Origin of the sequence: Brevundimonas sp., assembly GCF_016463485.1 — a bacterium.
Taxonomy (GTDB): domain Bacteria; phylum Pseudomonadota; class Alphaproteobacteria; order Caulobacterales; family Caulobacteraceae; genus Brevundimonas.
The window spans coordinates 1-23,502 of record NZ_JAEMRD010000041.1; the positions used below are offsets into that span (position 1 = coordinate 1).

General features: G+C 66.8%; 28 protein-coding genes. 19 read left to right on the forward strand and 9 right to left on the reverse strand.

Features of this window, described 5'->3' with window-relative positions; all coding sequences use genetic code 11:
- From JHC99_RS08150 to JHC99_RS08160, 3 genes are all read left to right on the forward strand, one after another.
- Positions 1-678 (forward strand): ATPase, T2SS/T4P/T4SS family (locus JHC99_RS08150; RefSeq protein WP_292153247.1); only part of this gene is annotated, 678 nt, incomplete at its 5' end.
- A gap of 6 nt (positions 679-684) precedes the next feature.
- A complete protein-coding gene (locus JHC99_RS08155) occupies positions 685-1,665 on the forward strand; it encodes a type II secretion system F family protein (RefSeq protein ID WP_292153249.1) in 981 nt (326 codons plus the stop codon).
- A 13-nt stretch (positions 1,666-1,678) separates the two neighbouring features.
- A complete protein-coding gene (locus tag JHC99_RS08160; RefSeq protein ID WP_292153251.1) occupies positions 1,679-2,650 on the forward strand; it encodes a type II secretion system F family protein in 972 nt (323 codons plus the stop codon).
- A gap of 1 nt (position 2,651) precedes the next feature.
- Here JHC99_RS08160 and JHC99_RS08165 read toward each other — a convergent pair whose 3' ends face one another.
- The 3 genes from JHC99_RS08165 to JHC99_RS08175 form a co-directional block, all read right to left on the reverse strand.
- On the reverse strand, positions 2,652-3,080 hold the full coding sequence (locus tag JHC99_RS08165; protein WP_292153252.1) for an SRPBCC domain-containing protein: 429 nt from the start codon (positions 3,078-3,080) through the stop codon (positions 2,652-2,654).
- 74 nt (positions 3,081-3,154) lie between these two features.
- Positions 3,155-4,444 (reverse strand): MFS transporter, encoded by a 1,290-nt coding sequence (locus tag JHC99_RS08170; RefSeq protein ID WP_292153254.1) that lies wholly within the window; start codon positions 4,442-4,444, stop codon positions 3,155-3,157.
- Between the two features lie 44 nt (positions 4,445-4,488).
- Positions 4,489-4,836, reverse strand: coding sequence for a hypothetical protein (locus JHC99_RS08175; protein ID WP_292153256.1), 348 nt, complete (start codon positions 4,834-4,836; stop codon positions 4,489-4,491).
- Between the two features lie 102 nt (positions 4,837-4,938).
- Here JHC99_RS08175 and JHC99_RS08180 point away from each other — a divergent pair, with 102 nt between their 5' ends.
- From JHC99_RS08180 to JHC99_RS08190, 3 genes are read left to right on the forward strand one after another with little or no spacing between them, the layout of a single operon-like run.
- A complete protein-coding gene (locus tag JHC99_RS08180; RefSeq protein ID WP_292153258.1) occupies positions 4,939-6,252 on the forward strand; it encodes an amidohydrolase in 1,314 nt (437 codons plus the stop codon).
- 2 nt (positions 6,253-6,254) lie between these two features.
- Positions 6,255-6,602, forward strand: coding sequence for a RidA family protein (locus JHC99_RS08185; RefSeq protein WP_292153260.1), 348 nt, complete (start codon positions 6,255-6,257; stop codon positions 6,600-6,602).
- A gap of 10 nt (positions 6,603-6,612) precedes the next feature.
- A complete protein-coding gene (locus JHC99_RS08190) occupies positions 6,613-6,834 on the forward strand; it encodes a hypothetical protein (RefSeq protein WP_292153261.1) in 222 nt (73 codons plus the stop codon).
- Positions 6,835-6,902: 68 nt separating this feature from the next.
- Here JHC99_RS08190 and JHC99_RS08195 read toward each other — a convergent pair whose 3' ends face one another.
- Together JHC99_RS08195 and JHC99_RS08200 are read right to left on the reverse strand one after the other, a co-directional pair.
- Positions 6,903-7,115, reverse strand: coding sequence for a cold-shock protein (locus tag JHC99_RS08195; RefSeq protein ID WP_271146092.1), 213 nt, complete (start codon positions 7,113-7,115; stop codon positions 6,903-6,905).
- A gap of 182 nt (positions 7,116-7,297) precedes the next feature.
- Positions 7,298-7,540, reverse strand: a complete 243-nt coding sequence (locus tag JHC99_RS08200; protein ID WP_292153262.1) for a hypothetical protein — start codon at positions 7,538-7,540, stop codon at positions 7,298-7,300.
- 160 nt (positions 7,541-7,700) lie between these two features.
- Between JHC99_RS08200 and JHC99_RS08205 the strand changes: the two genes are divergently transcribed.
- The 8 genes from JHC99_RS08205 (at position 7,701) to truA (ending at position 12,183) form a co-directional block, all read left to right on the forward strand.
- On the forward strand, positions 7,701-8,318 hold the full coding sequence (locus JHC99_RS08205) for a glutathione S-transferase family protein (RefSeq protein WP_292153263.1): 618 nt from the start codon (positions 7,701-7,703) through the stop codon (positions 8,316-8,318).
- 74 nt (positions 8,319-8,392) lie between these two features.
- Positions 8,393-8,644, forward strand: coding sequence for a hypothetical protein (locus tag JHC99_RS08210; protein ID WP_292153265.1), 252 nt, complete (start codon positions 8,393-8,395; stop codon positions 8,642-8,644).
- A gap of 59 nt (positions 8,645-8,703) precedes the next feature.
- Positions 8,704-9,114, forward strand: a complete 411-nt coding sequence (locus tag JHC99_RS08215) for an acyl-CoA thioesterase (protein WP_292153266.1) — start codon at positions 8,704-8,706, stop codon at positions 9,112-9,114.
- A gap of 86 nt (positions 9,115-9,200) precedes the next feature.
- Positions 9,201-9,494 (forward strand): DUF2218 domain-containing protein, encoded by a 294-nt coding sequence (locus tag JHC99_RS08220; protein WP_292153268.1) that lies wholly within the window; start codon positions 9,201-9,203, stop codon positions 9,492-9,494.
- A gap of 57 nt (positions 9,495-9,551) precedes the next feature.
- Positions 9,552-10,142, forward strand: coding sequence for a peptide deformylase (locus tag JHC99_RS08225; RefSeq protein ID WP_292153270.1), 591 nt, complete (start codon positions 9,552-9,554; stop codon positions 10,140-10,142).
- The gene (locus JHC99_RS08230; RefSeq protein WP_271146085.1) at positions 10,142-10,369 is read left to right on the forward strand and encodes a hypothetical protein; all 228 of its coding nucleotides are present in this window, start codon (positions 10,142-10,144) and stop codon (positions 10,367-10,369) included. Before JHC99_RS08225 ends, JHC99_RS08230 begins: the two co-directional genes overlap by 1 nt.
- A gap of 156 nt (positions 10,370-10,525) precedes the next feature.
- Positions 10,526-11,443: a methionyl-tRNA formyltransferase gene (gene fmt, locus JHC99_RS08235; RefSeq protein ID WP_292153272.1), complete on the forward strand. Its 918-nt coding sequence runs from the start codon at positions 10,526-10,528 to the stop codon at positions 11,441-11,443.
- A complete protein-coding gene (gene truA / locus JHC99_RS08240) occupies positions 11,443-12,183 on the forward strand; it encodes a tRNA pseudouridine(38-40) synthase TruA (RefSeq protein WP_292153274.1) in 741 nt (246 codons plus the stop codon). Before fmt ends, truA begins: the two co-directional genes overlap by 1 nt.
- A 21-nt stretch (positions 12,184-12,204) precedes the next feature.
- Here truA and JHC99_RS08245 read toward each other — a convergent pair whose 3' ends face one another.
- Entirely contained in the window at positions 12,205-12,507 is a 303-nt protein-coding gene (locus JHC99_RS08245; RefSeq protein WP_292153276.1) for a UrcA family protein, read from the reverse strand.
- A 259-nt stretch (positions 12,508-12,766) separates the two neighbouring features.
- Between JHC99_RS08245 and JHC99_RS08250 the strand changes: the two genes are divergently transcribed.
- Both JHC99_RS08250 and JHC99_RS08255 read left to right on the forward strand, forming a co-directional pair.
- Positions 12,767-14,677, forward strand: coding sequence for a M10 family metallopeptidase C-terminal domain-containing protein (locus JHC99_RS08250; RefSeq protein WP_292153278.1), 1,911 nt, complete (start codon positions 12,767-12,769; stop codon positions 14,675-14,677).
- Between the two features lie 57 nt (positions 14,678-14,734).
- Positions 14,735-16,498: a M10 family metallopeptidase C-terminal domain-containing protein gene (locus JHC99_RS08255; protein ID WP_292153279.1), complete on the forward strand. Its 1,764-nt coding sequence runs from the start codon at positions 14,735-14,737 to the stop codon at positions 16,496-16,498.
- 13 nt (positions 16,499-16,511) lie between these two features.
- Here the strand turns inward: JHC99_RS08255 and ppc are convergent, their stop codons facing one another.
- Positions 16,512-19,217: a phosphoenolpyruvate carboxylase gene (gene ppc, locus JHC99_RS08260; RefSeq protein ID WP_292153281.1), complete on the reverse strand. Its 2,706-nt coding sequence runs from the start codon at positions 19,215-19,217 to the stop codon at positions 16,512-16,514.
- 299 nt (positions 19,218-19,516) lie between these two features.
- Between ppc and ffh the strand changes: the two genes are divergently transcribed.
- Genes ffh through rimM form a run of 3 tightly spaced genes read left to right on the forward strand, consistent with a single transcriptional unit; the run spans position 19,517 to position 22,249 of the window.
- Positions 19,517-21,055, forward strand: a complete 1,539-nt coding sequence (gene ffh / locus JHC99_RS08265; RefSeq protein ID WP_292153283.1) for a signal recognition particle protein — start codon at positions 19,517-19,519, stop codon at positions 21,053-21,055.
- A 25-nt stretch (positions 21,056-21,080) separates the two neighbouring features.
- Positions 21,081-21,659, forward strand: a complete 579-nt coding sequence (rpsP, locus tag JHC99_RS08270) for a 30S ribosomal protein S16 (RefSeq protein WP_292153284.1) — start codon at positions 21,081-21,083, stop codon at positions 21,657-21,659.
- A 59-nt stretch (positions 21,660-21,718) separates the two neighbouring features.
- Complete coding sequence (gene rimM / locus JHC99_RS08275) at positions 21,719-22,249, forward strand: ribosome maturation factor RimM (protein ID WP_292153286.1); 531 nt, start codon at positions 21,719-21,721, stop codon at positions 22,247-22,249.
- Between the two features lie 69 nt (positions 22,250-22,318).
- On the opposite strand, the gene JHC99_RS08280 is transcribed toward rimM, so the two are convergent.
- Together JHC99_RS08280 and argF are read right to left on the reverse strand one after the other, a co-directional pair.
- Positions 22,319-22,495, reverse strand: coding sequence for a DUF1508 domain-containing protein (locus tag JHC99_RS08280; protein WP_271146073.1), 177 nt, complete (start codon positions 22,493-22,495; stop codon positions 22,319-22,321).
- Between the two features lie 108 nt (positions 22,496-22,603).
- Entirely contained in the window at positions 22,604-23,497 is an 894-nt protein-coding gene (gene argF / locus JHC99_RS08285; RefSeq protein ID WP_292153288.1) for an ornithine carbamoyltransferase, read from the reverse strand.
- Positions 23,498-23,502 lie beyond the last annotated feature (5 nt).

The following is a 23,502-nucleotide window of genomic DNA, read 5'->3' on the forward strand; positions in this document are numbered from 1 at the left end:
GTCGTCATCTCCGGCGGTACGGGTTCGGGCAAGACGACGCTGCTCAATACCCTGACCGCCTTCATCGACCCGACAGAGCGGGTCATCACCTGCGAGGACGCGGCCGAACTGCAGCTGCAGCAGCCGCACGTGGTCCGCCTGGAAACCCGGCCGCCGAACCTGGAGGGCCAGGGCGCCATCCACATGCGCGACCTGATCAAGAACTGCCTGCGGATGCGCCCCGAACGCATCATCGTCGGCGAGGTCCGGGGGCCGGAGGCGTTCGACCTGTTGCAGGCCATGAACACCGGCCACGACGGCTCGATGGGCACGCTGCACGCCAACTCGCCGCGCGAGGCGCTGGCGCGGATGGAATCCATGATCACCATGGGCGGCTACGGCCTGCCGTCCAAGACGATCCGCGAGATGATCACCGGTTCGGTCGACGTCATCATCCAGGCTGCGCGCCTGAGGGACGGATCGCGTCGCATCACCCACATCACCGAGGTGGTCGGGCTGGAAGGCGACGTGATCGTGACCCAGGACCTGTTCATCTATGAGATCACCGGCGAGGACGCCAACGGCAAGATCATCGGCCGCCACCGCTCGACTGGCATCGCCCGGCCCCGATTCTGGGACCGCGCCCGCTATTACGGGCTGGAGCGCGAACTGGCCGAAGCCCTGGACGCGGCGGAGTAGGCGGCGATGCTTCCGATCCTCGCGGCCATTCTCGCCTTCGTGACCATCGGCGGCCTGGGCTGGGTCTTCGTCGGCGGCGACGATTCCTCGACCCAGGCGCTGAAACGTGCCCAGGGCCTGGGGACCCGGACCCCGAACGCCAATCGAAAGGCTGCCCAGGCCGCCGTCGCCAACACGCCCGAAGCGCGCCGAAAGGCGATCCACGACCAGCTCAAGGAGGCCGACCGCAAGGAGCGAAAGGCCCGCATGACGATGGCCGCCAAGCTGAAGCAGGCGGGCCTGACCATGCCGATCCGGACCTTCTGGATCATCAGTGCGGGCCTGGCCGTCACGGCCCTGCTGCTGCCCCTGCTGCTCGGCGCCAACATCGTGTTGTGCCTCGGTCTGGCCGTCGTGTTCGGGGCGGGCCTGCCGCGCTGGATCGTGGGCTTCATCGGCAAGCGTCGCCGCAACAAGTTCTCGCTCGAATTCGCCAACGCCGTCGACGTCATCGTGCGCGGTATCCGGTCCGGCCTGCCAGTCCAGGAATGTTTCCGGATCATCGCTCGTGAGAGCCCCTCGCCCTTGGGGCCCGAGTTCCAGCGGCTGGTCGAGGGGCTTGGCGTCGGCCTGACCCTGCCCCAGGCGCTGGACAAGATGTACGAGCGGATGCCGACCGCCGAACTGCGCTTCTTCGCCATCGTCATCGCCATCCAGCAGAAGACCGGCGGCAACCTGGCCGAGGCCCTGGCCAACCTTACCACCGTGCTGCGCGCGCGCCGGATGATGGCCGAAAAGATCAAGGCCCTGTCGTCCGAGGCCATGGCCTCGGCCGGTATCATCGGCTCCCTGCCCCCCGTGGTCATGGGGCTCGTCTTCATCACGACCCCTGCCTACATCATGCTGCTGTTCACCGACCCGCGCGGTCAGGTGATGCTGCTGGGGGCCGGGCTGTGGATGTCCTGCGGCGTCTTCGTGATGAAGAAGATGATCGCATTCAAGTTCTGAAGGCACAGCACCGATGATCGCCTTCCTCACCAATCCGCAGAACCTGCTCAGCCTTCTGGTCGGAGTCCTGGCCTTTGCGGCCCTGTTCACCGTGCTCAGCTCGATGAGCGGCGGGGCCAAGCTGGAAGACCGGATGAAGGCCGTGGCCACGCGCCGCGACGAGCTCAAACGTCGCTCGCGCCAGGCCCTGGCCAAGGAGGGTGGCCTGCGTCACGCCGACGACGGCTTCCACAAGGACGTGGTCGAAAAGCTGAATCTGGCCAAGATGCTGGAAGACCCCAAGGTCGCCGAAAAGCTGGCCCAGGCGGGATTCCGGGGGCCCAAGCCGCTGAACCGGTTCTATTTCTTCCGCTTCGCCTCGCCCTTCATCTTCTTCGCCTTCGTCGGCTTCTACCTGTTTGTATTCAACGATTTCGGCCTGCCGCTGATGGCGCGGGTCACAGCGACGATGGCGGCGACGGTGATCGGCTTCTATGCGCCCAACATCTATCTCTCGAACGTCATCGCCAAGCGCCAGCAGTCCATCATGCAGGCCTTTCCCGACGCACTCGACCTGCTGCTGATCTGCGTCGAGGCCGGGATGTCGATCGAGGCGGCGATCCAGAAGGTCAGTCAGGAGATCGGTGGTTCCTCCATCGAACTGGCCGAGGAACTGAGCCTGCTCTCGGCTGAGCTCAGCTACCTGCCCGAACGGCGTCAGGCCTATGAAGGGCTGGCCAAGCGGACCAACCACGCCGGGGTCAAGTCGGTGGCCACGGCCATGGTCCAGGCTGAACAGTACGGCACTCCCCTGGGCTCGGCGCTGCGCACCATGGCCAAGGAAAACCGCGACCTGCGGATGTCGGCCGCCGAGAAGAAGGCCGCGGCCCTGCCGGCCAAGCTGACCGTGCCGATGATCCTGTTCTTCCTGCCGGTGCTGTTCGTGGTGATCCTGGGGCCCGCCATCATCAACATCCAGGACACGATGAAGGCCTCGGGCGGGTGATCTAGCCTTCCGCCGCCGCTTTCAGCGCTTCGCTGATCGCCACCACGGCGGGCTTGATGGCCTTCTTCTGCTTGTCGAACGCCAGTTCCCCTCGCAGGCCCGAATAGATCACGCCGTTGGCGAGGATGCAGTTCTCGGGGCCGAGCGGCTCGATCTCGTAGAAGCGGGCCACGGTGAACAGAAAGCCGCGCTTTTCGATCCAGACCAGCTGGCTATTGGGGGTCCAGTCGCTGACCTTTGCCGTTACGGCACGTTCCGTCAGGCCCGGAATCCGTTCGGTCAGGGTGACGGCGCCGCCATATCCGACCGCACCCGAAACCCCCGTCTCGACCGGGTTCCACTGATCCCAGGACGCCAGGTCCGCGATGAAGGACCACAGACGCTCGGGGGGGGCCACGACCCCGATCCTGCTTTCGACCTTGAATTGCATGGGTCTGGATTTGCCACGCTATTTCGGCGGAGGAAAGGCGCAAGCGATCTGCCTTTCTGGCCGACTCAAGGTGTTCAGTGGCCGCCTTCGGGGCCGGGCTGAGACGCGGGCGGTGCCTCGATGGCGCGTCGGGCTCCGTGCAGCAGCGCCACCTTCAGGGTCTTGCTGAACAGACAGACCGCCAGGGCCCCCAGCAGCAGGGCGGCGTTGGCCGCGAAGGGTGCCCATTCGGACAGCTGGTACAGGCCAACCCCGATCACGGGTGGTGCCAGAAAGCTGAGACCTGCCAGTGACATCATCAGGCCGGCGACCGCGCCCTGCTCACGCGGGCCGACCGCAAGCGATGACCCCGCCGTGAACCCCGGGCGAGCGAAACCCACGCCCATCGACACCACGGCATAGCCGACAACCACGCCGAAGAAGCCCGGTGCCGCGATCGACAGCAGGTTTCCGCCGAGCGCCAGTGCGGCACCCCAGCGCATAAGGTCCCTGGCCTGGATCTTGAGCAGGGGAATCAGCCCCCACTGGACCATCAGGGTCGCCGCCGCGCCGGCGAACATGGCCACGCCGATGAAGGGCTGGGCCTGGGCGGCGGTGATGCCCTGGGTCGCCATCTCGTCGATGATGTGGAAACCGAGGACCGAAATGTTGACCCCCTGCGCGCTGGTGACCAGCAGTCCGTACAGCAGGAAGGCGCGCACGCGCCGGTCCTTCCACAGGCCCTTGCCAGTGCGGTCGGTGCGGCCGCTGGGGGACGGGGTCCGCACGACGTCGCCGCTCGGCAGCCGCTTCCAGACGATCCAGAGCACGACCAGGCCGCACGCCGCGAACGCATACATAGGTCCGGCCAGTCCCACGATCGGCAGGACGAAAAAGGGGGCGACCGTCGGACCGATGACCGTGCCGAGCCCCTGGGCCGAGGCCAGCAGGGCCATGGCCTGGGTCCGGCCCGCGCCCTGGGTTCGATCGGCGACATAGGCCTGGGACGCGATCGGCGCGGCCGATCCGAACACGCCGTAGACGGTGCGCGCCATGGCCATCAGCACGAAGGCGGCGATCGGCCCCATCCACGCCTCAAGCCCGGCCGTGGCGGCCAGTCCGAACCCCGCCATGGAGACCGTGAAGCCGCCCAGGCCGATCAGGATGACGCGCTTGCGACCCAGCCTGTCGGACAGCCGGGCCCAGACGGGTGAGGCGAACGTCCACATCAGGGCCGAGATGGCAAAAGCCGCGACCACCAATGTGTCCGCCAGACCGAAGGCCCGGCCGATGTTCGGCAGCACCGACTGCAACGCCATATTGCCCGCCGCCGCGATCAGGCTGACGGCGAACAGGATCATGAAGGTGGGTGATCTGGGCGACACGGGATGGTCCTAGACCTGTCGACGCCCCGCGTCACCTCGCCGCATCATTCTCCGACCAGCGACAGGCTGGGTTTGGCTCGACGGCCGTCGTCCAGCCCCAGTCGCGCCTTGACCTCCAGCAGATCGGCACCGACCGGCACGATCAGCAATTGCTTGGGCTGGGCGGCGTTGACGGCGATCACCGCGTTTTTCGGACAGACGTCGAAACAGGCGGTTTCGATGACGGCCAGCTCGGCCTTGCGCCCCTTTCCGGCCTTCAGATATTTGCGCAAGGCCTTCTTCAGCGTCTTGTCGCCGTCGGGGCCGAAGCCGCCGCCCTTGAGCTTCTTCGAGCATTTCTTGCAGACCAGGACGACGTCGCGCCACTGGGTCTTGGAAGTCTTGATGGCCATGAAACGCAGATCGGCGAGATCGGGGATTCTTGCAAGGGGGTCGCGTCGGCCTTGCGCGGAGACCCCGGCGCCCGGCATGATCGGGCCATCCCCGGAGACGCCATGACACGCCTGTTCGCCACCCTCGCCGCGGCTCTTACACTTGCCGCCGGCACCGCGCAGGCCCAGAGCGCGGACACCCTGTCGGCCGATGTCGCGGCGGCGACCACGACGGTCATGCCCCGGGTCATCGAGTGGCGGCGACATCTGCACCAGAACCCGGAGCTGGGTTTCGCCGAGGTCAACACCGCCGCCTATATCGCCGAACGGCTGCGGGCCATGGGGCTGGAAGTCACCACCGGGGTGGGCAAGACGGGCGTTGTCGCAGTGCTCAAGGGCGGCCTGCCCGGCGATCACGTGGTGGCGCTGAGGTCCGACATGGACGCCCTGCCGGTGCTGGAAGCGACTGGCCTGCCCTTCGCCTCGACCGCGACCGGAACCTATCAGGGGGCGAGCGTGCCGGTGGCCCACGCCTGCGGTCACGACGCCCACATGGCCATGCTGCTGGGGGCCGCCGAGGTGCTGTCGGGCATGAAGGACCGCATCCCCGGCACGATCGTCTTCATCTTCCAGCCGGCGGAGGAGGGCGCGCCTCCCGGCGAACCCCTGGGCGGCGCGGCCCTGATGATCGAGGAAGGCGTCCTGACCGACCACAAGATCGAGGCGATCTTCGGCATCCATGTGGTGCCTGGAAAGGCGGGGACGTTGTTCTATCGGCCGCAGGGCTTCATGGCGGCGTCGGACCGGGTCGATATCACCCTGAAAGGCCGCCAGACCCATGGGGCCTGGCCCTGGCGGGGGGTGGATGTCATCGCGGTGGCCAGCCAGATCGTGACGACGATCAATACCCTGACGGCGCGGACGATCGATCCGACGACGACGCCGACCGTCTTCACCATCGCCACCATCAACGCCGGGGTCCGCTACAACATCATCCCCGAGGACGCGACCATGAGCGGGACCCTGCGCACCTTCGACGTCGCCTCGCGCGACGACCTGGTGAGGCGGGCCGAGGCCGCCGTGGATCATGTCGCGGACATCTATGGCGCGACCGCGGAGTTCTCGATCCGCCAGAACGCGGCCCTGACCTATAACGACCCGGCCCTGGCGGAATGGCTGGCACCGGTGCTGGCCGAGGCCTCGCCGGTCGGGACGGTCAATCCGGCCAGCCCGCCGACGACGGTCGCCGAGGACTTTTCCTTCTTCCAGCAGAAGATCCCCGGCGTCTTCTTTCACTTGGGGGGCACCAAGGACGGAGTCGATCCGGCGACGACCGCCCCAAACCATTCCCCCGGCTTCGACGTGGACGAAAGCGCCCTGCCCGTCGGGGTGCGCGCCCACGCCATGACCGCCCTCCGCTATCTGCAAAGGCCCTGAGCATGACCGACATCACCCGCCTGGACCCCGGCACCCGCATGAGCGAGGCGGTCATCCATGGCGACACCGTCTATCTGGCCGGTCAGGTCGGCGAGCCCGGCGACGACGTCACCGCCCAGACGAAGACGGTGCTGGCCGAGATCGACAGCCTTCTGGCGCGGGCGGGGACCGACAAGTCGAAGATCCTGATGGCCACCATCTGGCTGGCCGACATCGCCGACTTCGCGGCGATGAATGCGGTCTGGGACGCCTGGGTCGACAAGGCCAATCCTCCCGCGCGCGCGACGTCGGAAGGCAAGCTGGCCACGCCCGACTATCTGGTCGAGATCATCGTGGTCGCAGCGAAGTAGGATCGGGGCGTTGAGCGACAGCGAGCTGGAGCGGTTCAAGGCGGCGCGGACGACCGCCCTGTTCCGCCTCGACCTGATCTCGAAGGGGGCCCAGATCACCTATGACGACGGGACGCCTGTGGACATGGCGTCGGAGAAGGCGCGGCTGGAGGATGTCGTCGCCGACATGGATCGCCGCATCGCGCGGCTGGAGCTGGCAACGGCCAAGGCACCGCCCGGCCCGCTGCACTGACCCGAAACGAAAACGGGGCCGGTGATTGCTCACCGACCCCGCAAGTCACTCGAAAAATCCGTGAAGGACTATTCGGCGGCCTTCAGCTGACCGGCAGATTCCTTGCCGGTGCGACGGTCGCGTTCGACCTCGTAGGAGATCTTCTGACCTTCGTTGAGGGTGTTCAGGTCGGACGTTTCAACGGCCGAAACGTGAACGAACACGTCCTTGCCGCCGTCCGAGGGCTCGATGAAGCCGTAGCCCTTGGTGGAGTTGTACCATTTGACAGTGCCGGTAGCCATTTTAAGGACCTCCGCTAGCAATTAGCCACGTGCAAGAGCGCGCGCGGCCTGTCGGGTCTGAATGGGATCGGCCAGAAACTCGGTGCGTTCGCAAAGAGAGAGGGGCGTGACGCAGAGAGATCGACGAGCGGCTTATGCCCGCAAACCGGGGCAGAAACAAGGTCGATGATTCGGACGCCGATTCAGGCGTCCTCATCCTCGTCCTCTTCGACCGCCTTGGCCGGTTCATCCTCGCCCTCGGGCGCGACATAGTGGGCGACACAGAGCTTGCGCAGGGCCGAGGTCAGGGAGCCGCCGTAGAGCCGGTCCTGGACCCGCTCATGGCCCTCTTGCTGAAGCTTCGTCTTGATGTCGCCGACGGTGCGGCAGGAACCGCTCTTGGCCAGCTCGTAGGCACGTTCGATCGTGGTGGGGCGAAAAGTCATCCCCACAAGATAGCCGCAAGCGGAGCGATATGCGAGAGGACGAAGAAAACCCGCCTTGTTTCAATGTTGTGTCGGATTGCGGACAGAAGGCGGCGACTAATCTGTTGCCTTTTTGTTCCACATGGAACACTGTCTCTGGAAACGCCGGAGGAACCCCGTCATGACCGACGAGATCGTGCTCTACACCAACCCCCAGTCGCGCGGCCGCATCGCCCGCTGGATGCTGGAAGAGGTGGGGCAACCCTATCGCGCCGAGATCATCGACTATGCGGCGATGAAGACCCCCGATTATCTGGCCGTCAATCCGATGGGCAAGGTTCCGGCCCTGACCTATCGCGGAGTGACCGTCACCGAATGCGCGGCCATCTGCGCCTATCTGGCCGACGCCTTTCCCGAGGCTGGTCTCGCCCCCGCGTTCGACGATCCGGCGCGCGGGACCTATCTGCGCTGGATGTTTTTTGCGGCCGGGCCGGTCGAGACCGTGGTCACGGCCAAGTCGCTGGGCCTGCTCGCCCCGGCGGACAAGGCGGGCATGGTCGGCTACGGCTCGTATGAGGCCACCATCGACGCGCTGGAGACCGCCGTAAGCGCGGGCCCCTATATCCTGGGCGACCGGTTCAGCGCGGCCGACGTCTATGTCGGCAGTCAGATCGGCTGGGGGCTGATGTTCAAGTCGATCCCCGAACGGCCCGCCTTCGCCGCCTATGCCGCGCGGATCATGGGCCGGGAGGCGGCAATACGGGCCCGGGCGCTGGACGACGCGGCGGCAGCGATCTGAAAGGGCGCTTGATCGGTGGAGGAACAGGGCGGAAGGTCGGGTCGTTGATGTCGCGTCCCACAGGAGCTGGACCCATGCCTCGCCCCCTGATCCCCGCCGCCTTCGCCGTCCTTTTCGTTGCGCCCCTCGTCGTCGCTCTGGGGGCCTGCGCCTCCGCCGGCGCGCCGATGGAAAGCTATGGAGCCGCCACCGAACGCCTGGCCGCCGACTGTCAGGCGCGCGGCGGGATCCTGCAGGCGTCCGGTGCCCAGACCGGGCGGCCCGAAACGGACAACATCTGCAAGATCACCGGCGGGGCCTCGCGCCTGACCAGCGGCGGCCGTTGATCGGTCGGGCCCTTCAGACTTCGGCTTGTCTGATCCACCAGCCGCGCTAGACCGGTCGGATGACCGCCGCTGACACACCCGAAACGCCCCTGACCGCCCCCGAGGAACAGCCGGTGGTGCGGGTCATCGCCATGCCCGCCGACACCAACCCGGAAGGCGACATCTTCGGCGGCTGGCTGCTGGCCCAGATGGACCTGGCCGGATCCACCCCCGCCTTCGACCTGGCGCGCGGCCGTTGTGCCACCATCGCCGTGGACGCCATGGTGTTCCACCAACCCGTCTCGGTCGGGGACGAGGTGTCGATCTATGCGCGGATCATCAAGGTGGGCCGCACCTCGATCCGCGTCCATGTCGAGGCCTGGAAGCGGCCCCGCGCCTCCCATACCGTCAGCCGCGTGACCGAGGGCGTCTTCACCTATGTGGCCATCGATGAGGACCGCAAGCCCCGGCCGTTGCCGGAACAGCACTGAAAGCCACTCCCTGACTTGATTTGCGAACGTTTCGCAACTAAGTCCCGATCTGCACGAACCTCAGGACCGACGGCGGAGACCTTCCCATGACCCGATCGACCACCACCGTCGCGACCCCGAACGCATCGAAATACCTGACCCAGTTGTCCAAGCACTGGAGCCATCGATTTCCGGACCTGACCTATACGGCGGAGCGCGCCGACATTCCGTTGCCCGGTGGTCCCTGTGTGCTGACGGCCGATCCGGAGGCGCTCCATATCGTCATCGACGGGTCTGACGCCCCGACGGCGGAGCGGCTGGAAGGCGTCGTGGTCGAGCATCTGCGCCGTTTCGCCTTTCGCGAGGAACTGGCGTTCGACTGGGTCCGCGAGGCCGGCTGACGCGCCGAAAGCCCCGCAAATCTTGACCCGGAGCCCCTCCGCGCCTACCTGAAGACCATGTCCGTTCGCCGCATTCTCACCATCGACAACCCCGCCGACCTGGCTGTGCTCAAGCAGGTGTCGAGGCCGGTCGACGCCGTGGACGACGACGTCCGCGCCCTGATGGACGACATGCTGGAGACCATGTACGCCGCGCCCGGCATCGGCCTGGCCGCCGCCCAGATCGGCGATCTGCGCCGCGTCGTGGTCATGGACCTGCATGACGGTGAGCCGACCACCGATGGTCCCGTCGTTGATGAGGGCGGCGAGGACGCCGAGCCGAACCGCACCGCCAACCCCCGCTTCTTCGCCAACCCCCAGGTGCTGTGGGCGTCCGACGAGATGTTCCAGTACGAGGAGGGCTGCCTGTCCCTGCCGGAATATTTCGACACGGTCGAACGCCCGGCCCGCATCCGCATCGGCTATCTGGACCGCAACAACACCGCGATCGAGGAAGAGATCGACGGCCTTTACGCCGTCTGTTTCCAGCATGAACTCGACCATCTGGAAGGGGTGTTGTTCATCGACCACCTGTCGCGGCTGAAACGCGACCGGGCCGTGTCCAAGGTCAAGAAATACATGCGCTCGCGCGCGCTCGAGGACGCATGATGGCCCGAGGCAAATCCGTCATCATCGACGCGGCCGGCAGACGGCGCCTTACGACCTCGCAAAAGGTCGGCATCGGCAGCGTGGCGACCCTGGTCGGCGTCGCCGCACTCGGGATTATCGCCGGCGTCCTGCTGGACCGGCTGCTCGATTTCGACGACGCCCTGGATGCCGGTGGCGAGTGGGACGAGGGCGGCGGGGTTCGCACCCGCTGGTACGATCCGTCTTAGTTTAAGTCGCTTCGCGACGCGCTATGTTCGCGACGCGGTCGCTCACGACTTGAGCGCAAGCCTGCTGTATCACGCTCTACGATCTGGCGCTCAAGCAGCGAGGCTCCGCGAGCCGAGCGTTAGCGCCGTCGCCGTCAGGCGACCCAAGGAACAAGAATGCGCCTCGCCTTCATGGGAACTCCCGAATTCGCCGTGCCGTCTCTGGCCGAACTGATCGCCAGCGGTCATGAGATCGTGGCCGTCTATTCCCAGCCTCCGAAACCGAAGGGCCGGGGCCAGAAGCTGACGCCGTCGCCGGTGCAGGCCTTCGCGGAGGCCATGGGCCTGCCGGTCTTCACCCCCGCCTCGATGAAGTCGCCGGAGGCCATCGCCGACTTTCAGAGCCTGGACCTCGATGCCGCCTGTGTCGTCGCCTATGGCCAGATCCTGAAGACCGAAGTGCTCGAGGCACCGCGCCTGGGCTGTTTCAACCTGCACGGTTCGCTTCTGCCGCGCTGGCGGGGCGCTGCGCCGATTCAGCGCGCCATCATGGCCGGGGATCGCCAGACCGGTGTCCAGATCATGCGGATGTCGGAGGGACTCGACGAGGGGGCGATCCTGCTGTCCGAAGTCCTGCCGATCACGGCCGACGATACGGCCGCCAGTTTGTCGGAACGGATGTCGGTGATCGGCGCGACCCTGTGGACCCGTGCGCTCGCCGCCATCGAGCGCGGCGGGGTGACCGAGACGCCGCAGGTCGGCGAACCCACCTATGCCCGCAAGATCACCCCCGCCGAGGCCCGCATCGACTGGGCCCGTCCGGCGGCCGAGATCGACGCCCATATCCGCGGCCTTTCGCCCTTCCCCGGCGCCTGGTGCGAGGCACCCGACGGAACGCGGATGAAGGTCCTGATGTCGCGGCTCAGCCTGAACGGCACGGGCGAGCCGGGCGAGGTTCTCGACGACACCCTGCTGGTCGGCTGCGGCCAAGGTGCCGTCCGCCTGATGCGCGTCCAGCGCGAGGGCCGGGCGGCACAGGACGCAGGCGAATTCCTGAAAGGCTTCCCCATCACCGCCGGATCGATGCTCGGCTGATGCCCCGCTATCGTCTGACGATCGAATACGACGGCGGTCCCTACAACGGCTTCCAGGCCCAGGCCGGTCAGCCGACCGTGCAGGGCGCGATCGAGACGGCGATCAACGGATTCTGCGGCCAGGATGTGCGGATCGCCGCCGCCGGGCGCACCGATTCCGGCGTCCATGCGACGGGTCAGGTGGTTCATGTCGATCTGGAAAAGGACTGGCCGGCCGCGACGGTGATGAACGCCCTGAACGCCCACATGGTCCAGGAGGCGGTGTCGGTGCTGGATTGCGTCGCCGTCCCTGACGACTGGCATGCGCGGTTCTCGGCGACCGGGCGACGGTATCTGTACCGGATCCTGAACCGGCCCGGTCGCCCGGCCCTGTTGCAGGGTCAGGTCTGGCACGTGCGAAAGCCGCTGGATGCCGGGGCCATGCATGAGGCCGCGCAGCGACTGGTCGGCCATCACGACTTCACCACCTTCCGCGACCTGGCCTGTCAGTCGAAGTCGCCGGTCAAGACGCTGGATGTCGCCCGCGTCATGCCGGTCGGCGAGGAGGTGCATCTGGTGTTCGAGGCGCGGTCGTTTCTGCATCGCCAGGTGCGGTCGATGGCCGGGACGCTCGTCGAGGTGGGCCTGGGCCGCTGGACGGCAGAGGACGTCACCGGGGCCCTGGAGGCGCGGGACCGCGCGCGATGCGGCCCCGTCGCCCCCTCGGACGGACTGTATCTGACCGGGGTCGTCTACGACTGACGGCCCCGGATCAAGCCGGGATCAGGCGACCACCGGCAGGCGGCTGACGGCATAGCGGACCTGGGCGTATTCGGGCAGTTGCGCCATGGCTTCCTCGCGCACGGCGCGCTCGCAGGCGGTGCGATCGGAAATCCGGCTCGTGGCGCCACGGGACTCGCGGCAGAAGCTGCGGGCGGCCTTCTGAACGCGGGCGTCGAAGGTGGCGGCGCCGGCGGTGGTGGCCAGGTCGAGGTCTCCGTAGGCGATACGGGCTTCCTGGGCCGAGGCGGCACCGGCGGCGGCGAGAGTGCAGGCGGCGAGAACGGTGGCGATCGTGCGGGTCATGGTGCGGTTTCCTGAGAGATGTTCGTCGCTCTGATCGGCGACATTTGAAACCTGGAACCCGAACATCGCCGCCGGTTGTCCGACCGGCGGCAAACCTAAGGCAAAGCTTTAAATCGAGGTCATGACATCCGCTTCATGACATTCCGGACAGCCCGTCGGGCGACTATCGCGCCGGCTCACCTATGCAATTCCGCATCTGGCGCTGCCTTTCGCGCTGATCTATCGTCGGTTGAAACAACCATTGGGCAGGAACGACGTCATGGGTTTTCAGGTCGGCGGCGCAGGCAATGACACCCTCACGGGTCAGCCCAATGAAAACGATCAGCTCTACGGACTGACCGGCAACGACGTGCTCGTCGGCAACAGTGGCGATGACTATCTGGACGGGGGCGACGGCGACGACGTCCTGACCGGGGGGCTGGGCGGCGACGTCCTGTTCGGCGGAGCCGGTGCGGACCGGTTCGTCTATCTGAGCGGGGCGGACTCGGGCCTCAACCGCGACTACGACATGCTCGCGGATTTCGAGACCGGCATCGACACGATCGACCTGCGCGCCCTTTCGGTGTCCAGCGTCAGCATCCGCCGCGAGAGCGGCACCAACTCCAGCTTCGTCTTCGTCCAGCTGACGTCGGGCGAACTGCTGACCATTCTTGCCGCCGGACAGACGATCACGGCCGGTGACCTTCTGCTGTCCCAGAATGTCGGCGTCTTCGTCGGACGGGGCGATCCGGGCGAACTGCTGACCGGGTCGGCGGGGCCCGATACCCTGTTCGGATCGACGGGCAACGACACCCTGCTGGGCAACAACGGCAATGATGTGCTGGTCGGCGGCCTGGGCGGCGACACCCTGGGCGGCGGCGCGGGCGCGGACACCTTCCTGTATACGTCGGTCAACGATTCCAACGCCGCCGGGTTCGACAACCTGTTCGACTTCCAGACCCGCGTCGATTTCATCGATTTCCGGGGCCTGAGCCTGAACTCGATCAGCATCCAGCGCGAGGCCGACGGCACAAGCCTGGTCTTCGCTAGCTCCTCCGCGGGCCTGCTGACCCTTCTGGCGGCGACACCGATCAACTCCAGCGACCTGCTGCTGTCGGGGAGCTATTTTAACAACGTTGTCGTCCTGGGCACGGCCAACGCCGATATCCTGACGGGCGGGCTGGCGAGAGACGCGCTGTACGGACAGGCCGGGGCAGACGTTCTGTACGGTGCTGCGGGGAGCGACTCCTTGTTCGGCGGGATCGGGGACGACACCCTTCTTGGAGAGGACGGCAGCGATTCCCTTTACGGCCAGGCCGGAAACGATGTCATCTATGGCGGAGAGGGCAGCGATTATATTCAGGGTGATGACGGGAACGATGTCCTGTACGGCGACGCGGGCGGCGACAGCATGTACGGGTTTCAAGGTCGCGACGTCTACGCCTGGCGCGCCTACGAGGGCGCTGTCCGCCAGTCCGAATACGTCGATCTCAATCGCGCTGAGGGCGACACCCTGCGCTTCGACATGGCGTCTATCACCGGCGTGACCCTGTACCGGTTCGGGAGTTTCCAGACCCAGCTCGACATCGTCGGCGGAGCGGGCGAGTCCCTGTTACTGAACTTCTTCAGCAATGGCCTGCTGCTCTCGGACCTGACCTTCGTGGGTTCACCGACCTTCTTCACCATCGACGACCGCAGCGGTACGACGACCTTCAGCGGCACGACCCGGAATGAGGTCATCATCGGCGGCAGCGGGATCGACACCATGTCCGGCGGGGGCGGTCGCGACACCTTCCGCTATCTGGTCACCAGCGACTCGACGATCACGGCCTCGGACACGATCGCCGATTTTGTCAGTGGGGACGACCTGCTGGACTTCCGCGCGTTCGGGTCGAACGCCGTCATCAACCTGGCCGTGGTCATCGGTGCCATGAACGTCTTCGTCGATGTCGACGGCAACGGCACCAACGACATGCTGATCCGCCTGACCGGCGTTTCGGCCCTGACCCCCAACGACTTCCTGTTCACCGGCCGGTTCGGCAGCCAGCCGGCGGCCGCGCCGATCGAGGCGGCTGAGCCCGAGGCCCTCGCCGTCATCGGGTTCGGTGCGAACGACGACGGCCTGGCCGGCTTCGACGGTCTGACCGGCTGGTCCGGCCAGGGCCACGGCGACTGGGCCCTCTTCGCCTGAGTTCCAGGTGCCGGGCCGCCCTGGCCCGGCGCGGACCCAATCCCCTCGGAGACGATCATGGGATTCTTCACCGGCACGAGCGGCCCGGACACCCTGACAGGTCGTCCGAACGAGGATGATCAGGTCTATGGCTTCGACGGTGACGACACCCTGTCCGGAGACAGCGGTGCCGACTTCCTGCACGGCGGGAACGGGGCGGATTTCCTGTCCGGGGGCGCGGGCGGCGACGCCCTGTTCGGTGGGGCAGGGGCGGATGCGTTCGTTTATCTGACCGCGTCGGACTCCAGCCAGACGAGCGGGATCGACACCCTGATCGATTTCGAGACCGGGATCGATCGCATCGACCTGCGCGCCCTGTCGGTGACGGCGGCCAGCATCCTTCAGCGCCAGGGCGGGGGCAGCTATCTGTTCGTGACCACCAGCACGGGCCAGACCCTGACGCTGAACTCCAACCAGACCCTGTACGCTGGCGACCTGCTGATGACCCAGGCCGTGGGTGTGCATGTCGGGGGTACCTCGGCGGCGGAGACGCTGAACGGCACCGTGAACGCCGACATCCTTTATGGCCAGGGTGGCACGGATACGCTGATCGGCGGCGCGGGCGACGACATCCTGAACGGGGGGGCGGGAGGCGACACCCTGATCGGCGGCGCGGGCGCGGACACCATCCTGTATCTCGAGGCCACGGACTCGAACGGTAGCGCGCTGGACAACCTCGCCGACTTCCAGACCGGGGTCGACCGGATCGATCTGCGCGTGATCCCCCTGACCGAACTGTCCATCTCGCGCCAGACCGACGGCTCGTCGATCGTCTATGTACGGTCAGGCCCGGGCAATCTGACCCTGCTGTCGGGCAATACGATCAACACGGGGGATATTCTGCTGCCCTTCCTGCCGTCGGGCGGCATCAACGACCTGGGCTCGTCGGCGGCCGAGACCTTCAACGGCGGCGCGCTTCGGGACACCATCAACGGGTTCGGTGGCAACGACATCATCTTCGGCAATGACGGCGACGACCTGTTGTTCGGGGGCGATGGCGACGACGTCATGTACGGCGGGCGTGGCAACGACCGGATGGACGGCAGCGGCGGCCGGGACGTCTTCGCCTGGCGTGAGTACGAGGGCCTCACGCGATCGTCTGACAGTATCGCCCTGTTCACCGGGGCCGATGACCGGGTGCGATTCGAGATGCTGGACATCGTATCGATCAGTTTGAACCGATCGCCGTTCGGGACCGAGATAGATGTGATCGGCCTGGGCGGAACAACGCTTTATCTGACCCTTACCACGGGGGTGAACGGCCAGGACCTGGAGTTTCTTCGCGCGCCGCTGTTCATCAACCTGACGGGATCGGTGGGCAATGACACTCTGGTCGGCGGCGCGTTCAACGAGATCATCACCGGCGGAGGCAACTTCGATAACCTGACCGGTGGCGGCGGGCGCGACACCTTCCGCTACAATTCCGCGACGGACTCCCAAGGGGTGCTTGCCGACTTCATAACCGATTTCACCAGCGGGCAGGATCTGCTGGATCTGCGGCCGTTGGGATCCAACATCGTCGTGAACTTCGTCCAGTCCGGCAATACCATGCATGTCTTCGTCGATGTGGATGCGAACGGCACGAACGACATGCAGATCCGCCTGACCGGCGTCACCGCCCTGACCCCTAACGACTTCCTGTTCACCGGCCGGTTCGGGAGCCAGCCGGCGGCGGCCCCGATCGAGCCGGAGGCCGCACCGGTCATGCACGATGCCACGGCACCCGACGCAGCCATGCCATGGCTTCACCCAACGCATGGCGACTGGATGCTGACGGCCTGACGACAGGCAGGCGTCAGCCGCTGTTGCGTAGGCCCGCCGCGATACCGTTGACGGCCAGCAAGATTCCCTCCCTGACTCGGGGGTCGTCATCGCCGGCGCGGCGGCGTCGGATCAGCTCGATCTGGACGTGGTTCAAGGGCTCGACATAGGGCATGCGCAGGCGGATCAACCGGTCCAGCTCGGGCTGGCCGCCCAGCAGGTCGGACTGGCCGGTGATGGTCAGGATGGCGTCGCGGGTGCGGTCCCACTCGGCCTTGATCTCCCCATAGATGGTCGCGGCCAGGTTGGCGTCCGGCACCAGCCGGGCGTAACGCCTCGCGATGGTCATGTCCGACTTGGCCATGATCATTTCCATGTTCTGGATCAGGGTGCGGAAGAAGGGCCATTCGCGGCCCATGGCCTGGAGCTCGGCCATGTCTGCGCCGGCGACGGCTGAGCCGAACCCGAACCAGCCCGGCAGCATGACGCGGCTCTGGGACCAACTGAACACCCAGGGAATGGCGCGGAGATCCTCGATGGCGGTGGAGGCGGTGCGCGAGGCCGGGCGCGAGCCGATCTTCAACTCGGCCAGTTCGGCGATCGGGGTGGCGGCGCGGAAATAGTCGACGAAGCCGGGATGCTCGTACACCAGGGCGCGATAGGCGTTCATCGAGGCCTGGCTGAGGGCCGAGGCCGTCTTGCCGTGGCGCGCCGTCAGTTCGTCGTCCGGCGGTGGGGCCAGGGAGGCGATCAGCACCCCGGCGGTCAGGGCGTCGAGGTTGCGCCGCGCCACATCGGGCTCGCCGTATTTGTTGGCGATGACCTCGCCCTGTTCGGTGATGCGGATACGGCCCGCCACGGTGCCGGTGGGTTGCGAGATGACGCCGGCGAAGCTGGACCCGCCGCCGCGACCGACCGCACCACCCCGGCCGTGGAATAGCTGAAGCTTCAGCCCCGCCGCGCGGGTGACGTCCAGCAGGGCCCGCGACGCCTCGTGCAGTTCCCACGTCGATGTCAGGTAGGAGCCGTCCTTGTTGGAGTCGGAATAGCCGATCATCACTTCCTGAACGCCGCGCGCCGTCGCCACCGCCCGTGCGGAGGGTTCGGCCAGCAGCCGTTCCAGCGTCGGCTTTGCGGCGCGCAGGTCGTCGATGGTTTCGAACAGGGGCGCGGCCTGGATCGGGCAGGCGCCAGGGTCGGACGGCCGATAGATCCCGACCTCCTTGAGCAGCAGATAGACCTCCAGCAGGTCCGAGGCCGCATCGGTCTTGGACACGATATGGGTGCGTATCGCCTGGGGGCCGTAAGCGGCAAGCGCCCGGGCGGCGGCCTGAAGGATGGCGCGCTCCTTCAGCGTTTCATCTGCATAGGTCGCATAGGGGCTGAACAGCAGACGCCCCGAGGCCAACTCGGCCGACAGCAAGGCGATGCGGTCCTCCTCGTTCAGCGCGGAATAATCGGCCTCCACCCCCGCGACCTTGAACAGGTCGGCGACGACACGCTCATGGACGTCCGAGTTCTGGCGCAGGTCCAGGGTCGCCATGTGGAAGCCAAAGATGTCCACCGCCGTGATGAGGCGCGACAGACTGTCGTCGGCGAAGACCTGGCCGTGGCTGGCAACCAGACTGTCCTGCAGGATGGCCAGCTCGGCCCGGAAGGCCTCGGGGCCGTCATAGACGGGGGCCTCGAACCGGGCCGGGCGTGGGGCCGCGATCCCGGTCAGATGCAGGTGGGTCGCGGCCAGTCGGGCGTAGATTTCGGTCAGTGCCCGACGATAGGGCTCGTCCGTGCGGTGCGGACTGTCGTCGTCCGATGCCTTGGATAGAGCCTTCAGGGCCGGGGTTACCGTGGCCAGGGTCCCCGACAGGCTGAGTTCGGCCCCCAGGGCATGGACCTCATCGAGATAGAACCGCAGCACGGCGCGCGCCGCCGTCGCCATGGCCGCCGACAGGGTCTGGCCGTCCACATTGGGATTGCCGTCGCGGTCACCGCCGACCCAGGCCCCGATGCGGATGAAGGGGGCGAGGTCCGGCGCATCCAGCGCCGTCCGCCACTCGGCCAGCTGGGCCGGTGCCACCCGCAGGAAGATGCGCTCCAGGAAGGAGACCACCGTGTCGATCTCGTCCTGCACCACCAGGCCGCTCATCCGCACCAATCGCGTGGCCCACAGGATGGTGGTCTGTCGGCGCAGGCCCCGCGTCAGGGTGTCGGGCGCGCAGGACAGATCGTCCCGGTCGCAGGCGTCCAGCAGGTCCGACACCGAGGCGATCCGGTCCAGCACCGACTTGCGCCGCACCTCCGACGGGTGGGCGGTCAGCACCGGCGAGATCAGGGCGTCGGACAGCAGGGCCCGCGCATCCTGCGACGTCTGACCCGCCGCCTTCAGCCGCGCCAGTGCCCCCTCCAGCGTGTCCGGCCGAGCCCCCTCGGCGGTCTGGGTTTGGGCGCGCCGCTTGCCGGCCCGGTCTTCGGCGACATTGGCCAGCAGCGAAAAGACCGCGAACCCGTGCGCCAGCCCGACCGCCTGATCCAGCGACAGGTCCTTGAGCAGGGCCTCCAGCTTTGACGCCCCATGCGACTGCGGATCGCGGTGATAGGCGACCGAGGCCTGCCGCACCGCCTCGATCCGGTCGTACAGATCCTGGCCCCCCTCATCGCGAATGACCTCGCCCAGCAGCCCGCCGAGCAGACGAACCTCCTCGCGCAGGCGATCGTCGGCGATGGCGGCGGATGCGGGCATGGTGTCGTCTTTCAGCGGGGAGGCTGTTCGCGCAGAGAAGCTAGGACCGTATCAGGGGTTTCGATCCTGACCATCCCGAAGCCCGACGCTGAAACGGATTGTGCATTACACGCCTCCACCTTGCTTCCGCCGCCCTTTTCCGCCATAAGCCGCGCCTTCCGGCGCAATTGAACCTGCGTCTCCACCTGCACGTCCCCATCATCGCGATGGACGAGGCAGGCGAGAACCCTCTGCCGACGTGAGCGTCGCCAGAGGCCGCTTTCGTATGGAGCAAGGTTCGACCGCCTCTTGAGGTGCTCATGTTCGAGGCTCTGAACGAAAGGCTGACAGGCGTTTTCGACCGGATCACCGGTCGTGGGGCCCTGTCCGAGAAGGACGTCTCCGAGGCGATGCGCGAAGTGCGCGTGGCCCTGCTGGAGGCCGACGTCGCCCTGCCGGTCGTCAAGGACTTCATCGCCTTCGCCACCGAACGGGCCACGGGCGAGGACGTGATCCGTTCGGTCAAGCCGGCCGATCAGGTGGTCAAGATCGTCTATGACGGCCTGATCGAGATGCTGGGCGGCGAGGAGCCGACGCCGATCAACCTGAACGCCACGCCGCCCGCTGTCATCCTGATGGCCGGCCTGCAGGGCTCGGGCAAGACCACGACCTCGGCCAAGCTGGCGCTGCGCCTGACGAAGTTCGATCGCAAGAAGGTCATGATGGCCTCGCTGGACACGCGGCGTCCGGCCGCGATGGAACAGCTGGCCCAGCTGGGCAAGCAGATAGAGGTCGCCGTCCTGCCGATAGTGGCGGGCGAGAGCGCGGTCCAGATCGCCCGTCGCGCCCTGACCTCGGCCAAGCTCCAAGGCTTCGACGTCCTGATCCTCGACACCGCCGGCCGGATCACGCTGGACGAGGCCCTGATGGCCGAGGTGGCCGAGGTGGCCGCCGTCGCCAATCCGGTCGAGACCCTGCTGGTCGCCGATAGCCTGACCGGCCAGGACGCGGTGCGCACCGCCAAGGCCTTCCACGAGCGGCTGCCCCTGACCGGCCTGGTCCTGACCCGCGCCGACGGCGACGGCCGCGGCGGGGCCATGCTGTCGATGCGGGCGGTCACAGGCCTGCCGATCAAATACATGGGCTCGGGCGAGAAAGTCGATGCGCTGGACGTGTTCGACGCCCGCCGCGTCGCCGGCCGCATCCTGGGCCAGGGGGACATCGTCGCCCTGGTCGAGAAGGCCTCCCAGGAACTGGACCAGTCCAAAGCCGAGGCCATGGCCAGGAAGCTGGCCAAGGGCCAGTTCGACCTGAACGATCTGGCCGCCCAGTTCCAGCAGATGAAGAAGATGGGCGGTCTTCAGGGCATCATGGGCATGCTGCCCGGCGTCGCCAAGATGAAGAACCAGATGGCCGAGAGCGGCGTCGACGACAAATCGATCGCGCGCCAGGAAGCCATCATCTCCTCCATGACCAAGGCCGAGCGCAAGAAGCCCGACCTGCTGAACGCCTCGCGCAAGAAGCGCGTCGCGGCCGGCGCCGGGGTCGAGGTCCAGGACATCAACCGCCTGCTGAAACAGCACCGCCAGATGGCCGACATGGTCAAGTCGATGTCGAAGGGCGGCCCGCGCAAGATGCAGCAGATGGCCGCCATGCTCGGTGGCCTCGGCGGACCCACGGGTGTGCCCGGCATGGGGTCCGGCGCCGATATGAAACGCCTTCAGGCCATGGGGGGCGGCAAACTGCCCGACACCTCGGCCGACGAGATGAAAGCCATCCAGGACCGGCTCGCGGGCCTGGGGGGCGGACAACTGCCGGGAGGGCTCCCGGGCCTGCCCGGACTTCCCATCAAGAAATAATCCGACTTAACGAAAGAGACTGAAAATGCTGAAGATTCGTCTGGCCCGCGGTGGCGCCAAGAAGCGCCCCTACTACCACATCGTCATCGCCGACTCGCACTCGCCCCGCGACGGCAAGTTCATCGAGAAGGTCGGCAGCTACAACCCGATGCTGCCCAAGGACGGTGAAAAGCCCCGCGTCGCCCTGAAGGCCGACCGGATCTCGGAATGGCTGTCCAAGGGCGCCCAGCCGACCGACCGCGTCGCCCGCTTCATCTCGCAGAGCCAGGACGAAGCCCTGGTCGGCAAGGTCGCCTGGACGCAATCCAACAACCCGACCAAGGGCGCCCCCGGCAAGAAGGCCACCGAACGCGCCGCCGAACGCGCCCAGCGCGAAGCCGACCGTGCCGAAGCTGAAGCCGCCGCCAAGATCGAGGCCGCCGAAGCCGCCCAGAAGGCCAAGGAGGACGCGGCTGCCGCTGCCGAAGCTGCGAAGAACGCTCCGGTCGTCGAAGAGGCCCCGGCTGAAGAGGCTCCGGCCGCCGAGGCTGAAGGCTCTGCCGAGGTCGCCGTCGAAGAGGCTCCGGCCGAAGGCGCCGCCGAAGACGAAAAGACCGAGGCCTAAGCCTCAACCTCCGCTCATTCCGGCCTTCGTCGGGATGAGCGGGCCTGGGGTTCACGGACATGCCGGACGCACAGCCCAAACTCATTCTCGTCGGCCAGGTCGCCGGCGGGTTCGGCGTGAAGGGAGAAGTGCGGGTCACGGCCTATACCGCCGACCCGAAAGCCCTGACGTCGTACGGCCCGCTGCTGCGCGCCGATGGGTCGCCGGGTCTGACCCTGACGGTCACGCGCGCCACCAAGGACGGCCTCATCGGCCGGGCCAACGAAATCAAGACCAAGGAAGAGGCCGACGCCTTGCGTGGGCTGAAGCTGCACGTCCCGCGCGACCGGTTCCCGGAGCCGGACGAAGACGAGGTCTATCTGGCCGACCTGATCGGCGTCGAGGCCCGCGACCCCGAAGGCGCCGTGCTGGGCACGGTGCGGGCGGTTCAGAATTTCGGTGCAGACGATATGCTCGAGATCTCACCCGCGACCGGCGGCCCGACCTGGTTCCTTCCCTTCACCAAGGCGGCGACTCCCGAGCTTCACCTCGCCGACGGCTGGTTGCTGGCGGTGCGGCCCGACGAGGTGGGCGAGCGCGAGCCGGACTGACGGTGCCTGAAACGAAACGGGCCCCGCGACAAGGTCGCGAGGCCCGGGATCACAACGGTGAAGGTACGACTACTCGATCTCAACCGTTTCAGCGTCGCCGACATATTTCTTGATCGACTCGATCGCCCGTTTGGCACCCGACTTGTCGGAATAGCCTTCGGTCGCGAAAATCACCTCTGAATTGTATTTGAAGCGGACGCGGAACTCGCCGGCCTTGTCCTTGTAGACTTCGAACTTGTGCGCCACGGGGGCCTCCTTGGATGGGTCCTGTCGGACTGCGGCCAAGCTACGGCGTCGCACCCCGGCGTCAATCCCGAAATGTCATCCACCGCTCACTTCGGACGCCGTGATCTGTCAGCCGGCGAAACACCAGGCCAGGACCGCCTTCTGGGCGTGGATACGGTTTTCGGCCTCGTCCCAGACCAGCGAGCGTGGCCCGTCTATGACGGCGTCGGTGACCTCCTCGCCGCGGTGGGCGGGCAGGCAGTGCAGGAAGACGGCGGCGGGATCGGCCTTGTTCATCAGGGCCTCGTCGACGCCATAGGTCTCGAAGGCGTGCAGACGCTGTTCGTAGTCGCTGTCGCCCATCGACACCCAGGTGTCGGTGACCACGACGTCGGCCCCCAGCACCGCCTCGTTCGGGTCGGCGGTCAGGGTGACGGCGTTTCCGCCCTTGGCCAGGTCGTGCAGGTCGGGGTGATACTCGGCGGGACAGGCGACATTGAAGTGGAAGCCCAGCCTGGGCGCCGCATGCATGAAGGAATGGCAGACGTTGTTGCCGTCCCCGACCCAGGCGATGGTCTTGCCGGCGATCGGGCCCTTGGCCTCTTCGATGGTCATGATGTCGGCCAGGATCTGGCACGGGTGCGACCGGTCGGTCAGGCCGTTGATGACCGGCACGGTCGAGACACGGGCGAACCGTTCGACGTCCTCATGGCTGTTGGCGCGGATCATCACTGCATCGACCATCCGCGACAGGACCTTGGCCGTATCCTCGACGGGTTCGCCGCGTCCCAGCTGCATGTCGGTGGAGTTGGCGATGATCGACGATCCGCCCAGTTGACGGATGGCGGCGTCGAAGCTGAACCGGGTGCGGGTCGAATTCTTCTCGAAGATCATGGCCAGGACACGGTCCCTTGCCGGCGCGTCGGCATCGGCGCGACCCTTGGGCCAGCCTTTGCGGGCGGCCTTGCGGGCGTGGGCGTCATCCAGGATGGCGCGCAGGTCCTCGGCGGACAGGCGGTGGATGTCGA

Excerpts from the sequence above, each read along its gene's own strand:
- JHC99_RS08155 (WP_292153249.1), top strand. The coding sequence starts at position 685 with ATGCTTCCGATCCTCGCGGCCATTCTCGCCTTCGTGACCATCGGCGGC.
- JHC99_RS08160 (WP_292153251.1), top strand. The coding sequence starts at position 1,679 with ATGATCGCCTTCCTCACCAATCCGCAGAACCTGCTCAGCCTTCTGGTC.
- JHC99_RS08165 (WP_292153252.1), bottom strand. The coding sequence starts at position 3,080 with ATGCAATTCAAGGTCGAAAGCAGGATCGGGGTCGTGGCCCCCCCCGAG.
- JHC99_RS08175 (WP_292153256.1), bottom strand. The coding sequence starts at position 4,836 with ATGGCCATCAAGACTTCCAAGACCCAGTGGCGCGACGTCGTCCTGGTC.
- JHC99_RS08180 (WP_292153258.1), top strand. The coding sequence starts at position 4,939 with ATGACACGCCTGTTCGCCACCCTCGCCGCGGCTCTTACACTTGCCGCC.
- JHC99_RS08185 (WP_292153260.1), top strand. The coding sequence starts at position 6,255 with ATGACCGACATCACCCGCCTGGACCCCGGCACCCGCATGAGCGAGGCG.
- JHC99_RS08195 (WP_271146092.1), bottom strand. The coding sequence starts at position 7,115 with ATGGCTACCGGCACTGTCAAATGGTACAACTCCACCAAGGGCTACGGC.
- JHC99_RS08200 (WP_292153262.1), bottom strand. The coding sequence starts at position 7,540 with ATGACTTTTCGCCCCACCACGATCGAACGTGCCTACGAGCTGGCCAAG.
- JHC99_RS08205 (WP_292153263.1), top strand. The coding sequence starts at position 7,701 with ATGACCGACGAGATCGTGCTCTACACCAACCCCCAGTCGCGCGGCCGC.
- JHC99_RS08210 (WP_292153265.1), top strand. The coding sequence starts at position 8,393 with ATGCCTCGCCCCCTGATCCCCGCCGCCTTCGCCGTCCTTTTCGTTGCG.
- JHC99_RS08215 (WP_292153266.1), top strand. The coding sequence starts at position 8,704 with ATGACCGCCGCTGACACACCCGAAACGCCCCTGACCGCCCCCGAGGAA.
- JHC99_RS08220 (WP_292153268.1), top strand. The coding sequence starts at position 9,201 with ATGACCCGATCGACCACCACCGTCGCGACCCCGAACGCATCGAAATAC.
- JHC99_RS08225 (WP_292153270.1), top strand. The coding sequence starts at position 9,552 with ATGTCCGTTCGCCGCATTCTCACCATCGACAACCCCGCCGACCTGGCT.
- JHC99_RS08230 (WP_271146085.1), top strand. The coding sequence starts at position 10,142 with ATGGCCCGAGGCAAATCCGTCATCATCGACGCGGCCGGCAGACGGCGC.
- fmt (WP_292153272.1), top strand. The coding sequence starts at position 10,526 with ATGCGCCTCGCCTTCATGGGAACTCCCGAATTCGCCGTGCCGTCTCTG.
- truA (WP_292153274.1), top strand. The coding sequence starts at position 11,443 with ATGCCCCGCTATCGTCTGACGATCGAATACGACGGCGGTCCCTACAAC.
- JHC99_RS08245 (WP_292153276.1), bottom strand. The coding sequence starts at position 12,507 with ATGACCCGCACGATCGCCACCGTTCTCGCCGCCTGCACTCTCGCCGCC.
- JHC99_RS08250 (WP_292153278.1), top strand. The coding sequence starts at position 12,767 with ATGGGTTTTCAGGTCGGCGGCGCAGGCAATGACACCCTCACGGGTCAG.
- JHC99_RS08255 (WP_292153279.1), top strand. The coding sequence starts at position 14,735 with ATGGGATTCTTCACCGGCACGAGCGGCCCGGACACCCTGACAGGTCGT.
- ppc (WP_292153281.1), bottom strand. The coding sequence starts at position 19,217 with ATGCCCGCATCCGCCGCCATCGCCGACGATCGCCTGCGCGAGGAGGTT.
- ffh (WP_292153283.1), top strand. The coding sequence starts at position 19,517 with ATGTTCGAGGCTCTGAACGAAAGGCTGACAGGCGTTTTCGACCGGATC.
- rpsP (WP_292153284.1), top strand. The coding sequence starts at position 21,081 with ATGCTGAAGATTCGTCTGGCCCGCGGTGGCGCCAAGAAGCGCCCCTAC.
- rimM (WP_292153286.1), top strand. The coding sequence starts at position 21,719 with ATGCCGGACGCACAGCCCAAACTCATTCTCGTCGGCCAGGTCGCCGGC.